Annotated in this window: 2 protein-coding genes; both read right to left on the bottom strand. The window is 74.6% G+C overall.

The features are described from left to right. Positions 1–832: beta-ketoacyl synthase N-terminal-like domain-containing protein (locus tag ACH4U7_RS53055; protein ID WP_398534923.1), on the bottom strand; the 832-nt coding region annotated here is incomplete at its 3' end. A 7-nt stretch (positions 833–839) separates the two neighbouring features. Then, positions 840–4,145 (bottom strand): SDR family NAD(P)-dependent oxidoreductase (locus ACH4U7_RS53050; protein WP_398534922.1); only part of this gene is annotated, 3,306 nt, incomplete at its 5' end.

Here is a 4,145-nt window from a genome sequence, read left to right as displayed (position 1 = left end):
CACCAACGCCCTCACCCCACCCCGTACCATCCGCGGCCCCGGCGAACGACTTGCACCGCCCATCCGCCGCCAGCCCCCGCTGCCGCGAGAACTCCACGAAGAGACCGGGGGTGCCCATCACCGTCACCCCACCCGCCAGCGCCAGCGAGCACTCCCCCGCCCGCAGCGCCTGCGCGGCCATGTGGATCGCCACCAGCGACGACGAACAGGCCGTGTCCACCGTCGCCGCAGGGCCCTCAAGCCCCAGCGCGTACGACAACCGCCCCGAGAGCACCGCGCCCGCCGTGCCGGTAACGAGGTAGCCGGTGATCTCCTCCGTCACCTCGCTGAGCTGGGCGGCGTAGTCGTGCACGCTCATCCCGGCGAAGACGCCCGTGCTGCTGCCCTTCACGTCGTCCAGGGTGAGCCCGGCCCGCTCGAACGCCTCCCACGCGGTCTCCAGCAGCAGCCGCTGCTGCGGGTCCATCGCCAATGCCTCGCGCGGCGAGATCTCGAAGAAGCCGGCGTCGAACTCGCCCGCGTCGTAGAGGAATCCGCCCTCGCGCACGTAGCTCTTGCCTGGACGCCCCGGGGTCGGGTCGTAGAGGGAGTCGAGGTCCCAGCCCCGGTCGACCGGCGGGCTGGCGATGGCGTCGACCTCGTTGGCGACGAGCCGCCACAGGTCCTCGGGGGAGGCGACCTTGCCGGGGTAACGGCAGGCCATCCCGATGATCGCAATCGGTTCGCGGTTCCGTTCCTTCAGGTCGTTCAGCTCTCCGAGCGCCTGACGCAGATCGGTGGTCGCCTGCCTGAGGTAGTTACGGAGCTTCTCGGTCTTCTCGGTGTCCGCCATGTCGCCCTCAGTCCCGTCGGGAGGTGTCGCCGTTGTCCGCGTGGTTCCGGGCGCCGCCGCCGTGGAGTCCGCTCAGTTCGTCGAGAACGTAGAAGAGTTCGTCGTCGGTCGCCGTGCCGAGGTCGTCGTGGTCGGGGGCCACCGAGGGCGCCGACGCGGCGCCCGCCTTGTGCGCCAGCTCCTGCAGCCGCCCGGCGATGGCGAGGTGGTGCTGCCGCTCTTCCCCGTCGCCGCCGTTCAGCACCCCCGCCAGGGCGGCCTCGATCCGGTCCAGCTCCGCGAGCAGCGAGGCGGCTGCGGCCTCCCCGTCGGGGGCGAGGCGTTCGTGGAGGTGGGCGGCGGTGGCGGCAGGGCTGGGATGGTCGAAGACGAGAGTGGCGGGCAGCCGCAGCCCGGTGTCCGCGTTGATGCGGTTGCGGAGTTCGACAGCGGTCAGCGAGTCGAATCCCAGCTCGCGGAACTTCTGGTCCGGCTGGAGCGCGGCCGCGCTGTCGTGGCCGAGTACTGCCGCCGCGTGGCCGCACACCATGTCCAGCACGGCCTGGCGCCGGTCGGCCTCGGGCAGGGTGAGCAGCGTCTGGCCGAAGGAGCCGGGGGACGCCGCCGACCGCACGCCGCCGGCGGCGCCCTGAGCGGCGGCGTTCGGCAGCAGGTGCCGCAGCACCAGCGGGACTTCGCTCCTGCGGGGGTGGCGGCGTATCCGGGCCAGGTCGAGCCGGGCCGGGACGAGGAAGGGCTCGCCGCCCGCGACGGCGGCGTCGAAGAGGGCGAGCGCCTCCTCGGGGGTGAGGCCGTTGACGCCGATCCGCGCGTTGCGGGCGACGACGGCCTTGAGGCCCGCCATGCCGGTGTCCTGCTCCCAGTAGCCCCAAGCCAGCGAGGTGCCGGGGAGACCCTGGGCGCGGCGGTGGTGTGCCAGCGCGTCGAGGAAGGTGTTCCCGGCGGCGTAGCTGCCCTGTCCCGCACCACCGATGACGCCGGCGAGGGAGGAGTAGAGCACGAACATCGACAGGGGCAGCCCGCGCGTCAGGTCGTGCAGGTGCCAGGCGGCCTCGGCCTTGACGCGCAGCACCTCGCGCAGCTCGTCGGGGGCGATGCTCTGCACGATGCCGTCCTTGACGATGCCCGCCGTGTGCACGACCGCCGTGAGGGGGTGCTCGCCGGGGACGGCCGCCAGCAGGGCGGTCAGCGCCGCGCGGTCGCCGATGTCGCAGGCGGTCAGCGTGACCTGGGCGCCGAGGTCGGTGAGGTCGGCGGCCAGCTCGGCGGCGCCGGGCGCGTCGGCGCCCCGGCGGCTGGCCAGGAGGACGTGGCGGGCACCGTACCGCGTGACCATGTGGCGCGCGATGACGGCGCCGAGCGCGCCGGTGCCGCCGGTGATCAGCACGGTGCCGTCGGGGTCGAACGCCGGGAGCTCGGGGTCGGCGGCGGTGGGCTCGGGATCGCCGGCTGGGTGCCGGGTGAGCTGGGGGGCGTGGATGCTGCCGGCGCGCAGGGCCAGTTCGCGCTGGTCGGAGGTGAACGCGGCGGCGAGGGCGGCGGGCAGGGCGCGGAGCGAGGCGTCGCTGTCGTCCAGGTCGAGGAGGACGAGCTGGCCCGGCTGCTCGGACTGGAGGCTGCGGGCCAGGCCCCACAGCGCGGCGGCGGCCAGGTCGGGTACGTCCTCGCCGGGGTGGGTGGCGACCGCGCCCCGGGTGACGAGCGCGAGCTGGCTGGTGCTGAGGACCGGGTCCGCCAGCCACGTCTGGAAGGCGGCGAGGTGGGAGCCGGTCACCTCCCGCGTCCGCTCGGCGGCGTCCTGGGAGCCGGGGACCACGGCGAGGATCAGCTCGGGAGCGGTGCCGGAGTCCGCGATCGCCTCGCGGAGGGCGGGCAGGTCGGGGCAGGTGAGCGTGGTGTCCGGCAGGACGCCGAGAAGCGGCTCGTCCGCGTCGGCCCCGACGACCGCCATCCGTAGGTCGGGGAGGGGCGGCGCGAGGGCGGGCGCCGGGAGGGGTGCCCACACGAGGTGGAACATCGAACGGCGTTCCGCGCCGCCGCCCGCGGGCTGCAGCTCCGCGAGCCTGACCGGGCGCATGGCCAGCGCCTGAAGCGTCGCGACCGGCGCGCCCTGGGGATCGGCGGTGGCCAGGCTCAGCTCCTTGTCGGCGCTGACGCGGACGCGGACCCGCAGGTCGGTGGCGCCGACCGCGTGCAGGCGCAGCCCGCTCCAGGAGAAGGGGAGAACGATCTCCTCCTCGTCGTCGCCGCCCTGGCCCTCCGCTCCCCGCTCCGCGCCGAGGGCAACGGCCCGCAGCGCGGCGTTGAAGAGCGCGGGGTGCAGGCCGTACGCCGTCGCGTCGGCGCGTTCGGCATCGTCCAGCGCGACTTCGGCGTACAGCTCCTCGCCGAGCCGCCACAGCCCGGCGATGCCCGGCTCGGGCACGGGCGGCCGGATGGGGGTGGCGTCGGCCGGTGGCCAGACGCCGTCGAGGGGCTCGGGCGCGGGCGCGGCGTCATCCGGGCGCGTCGCGAGGGTGCCGCTGGCGTGCCGCGTCCACGCCGCCTCGTCCTCGTCGCCGTCGAGGCCGGTGGCAGGCCGGGAGTGGAAGGTGATGGACCGCTCGCCGGACTCGTCGTTCTCGCTCGGCGGTCCGACGGTGACCTGGAGGTGGATGGCGCCCTCGTCGGGGATGACGAGCGGGGCGTGCAGGGTGAGTTCGGAGACGTGGTCACAGCCGGCGCGGGCGGCGGCGTGCAGCGCCAGGTCGGCGAAGGCGGCGCCCGGCATCAGGACGCTGTCGCCGACACGGTGTTCCGCCAGCCACGGCCAGGTGTGGGTCTCGCGGGAGAGGCGGCCGGTGAGCACCAGCGTGTTCTCGTCGGCGAGCTGCATCGCGGCGGCGAGCAGCGGGTGATCGGGGTTGGTGAGGCCCAGTTCGGTGGGTTCGCCGGTCCGGTCGGCGATCAGCCAGTGGCGCTGTCGCTGGAAGGCGTAGGTGGGCAGGTCGAGCAGGGGCGGGGCGGGGGCGGCGGGGTCGGTCACCCCGAACCACGCCTTCCAGTCCACGGGCAGTCCGGCGGTGAACGCCTGGCCGAGGGCGCGGGCGAGCTGCGCGGGGCCGCCCTGGTCGCGTTGCAGCGTGGGGACGACGGCGACCGGAACGTCCAGTGCCTCGGCGGTCTCCTGCACGCCGACGGCGAGGACGGGGTGCGGGCTTGCCTCGATCAACACCCGGTAGCCGTCCGCGAGGACAGCCTCGACGGCGGTGGAGAAACGCACCTGATGACGCAGGTTGTCCACCCAGTACGCGGCGGTCAGCGTCGAGGTCTC

Source organism: Streptomyces sp. NPDC020845 (assembly GCF_044334165.1).
In the GTDB taxonomy this organism is placed as follows: domain Bacteria; phylum Actinomycetota; class Actinomycetes; order Streptomycetales; family Streptomycetaceae; genus Streptomyces.
Note: the sequence above shows the minus strand (reverse complement) of the source record. Positions and strands in the feature narration are given on the sequence as shown.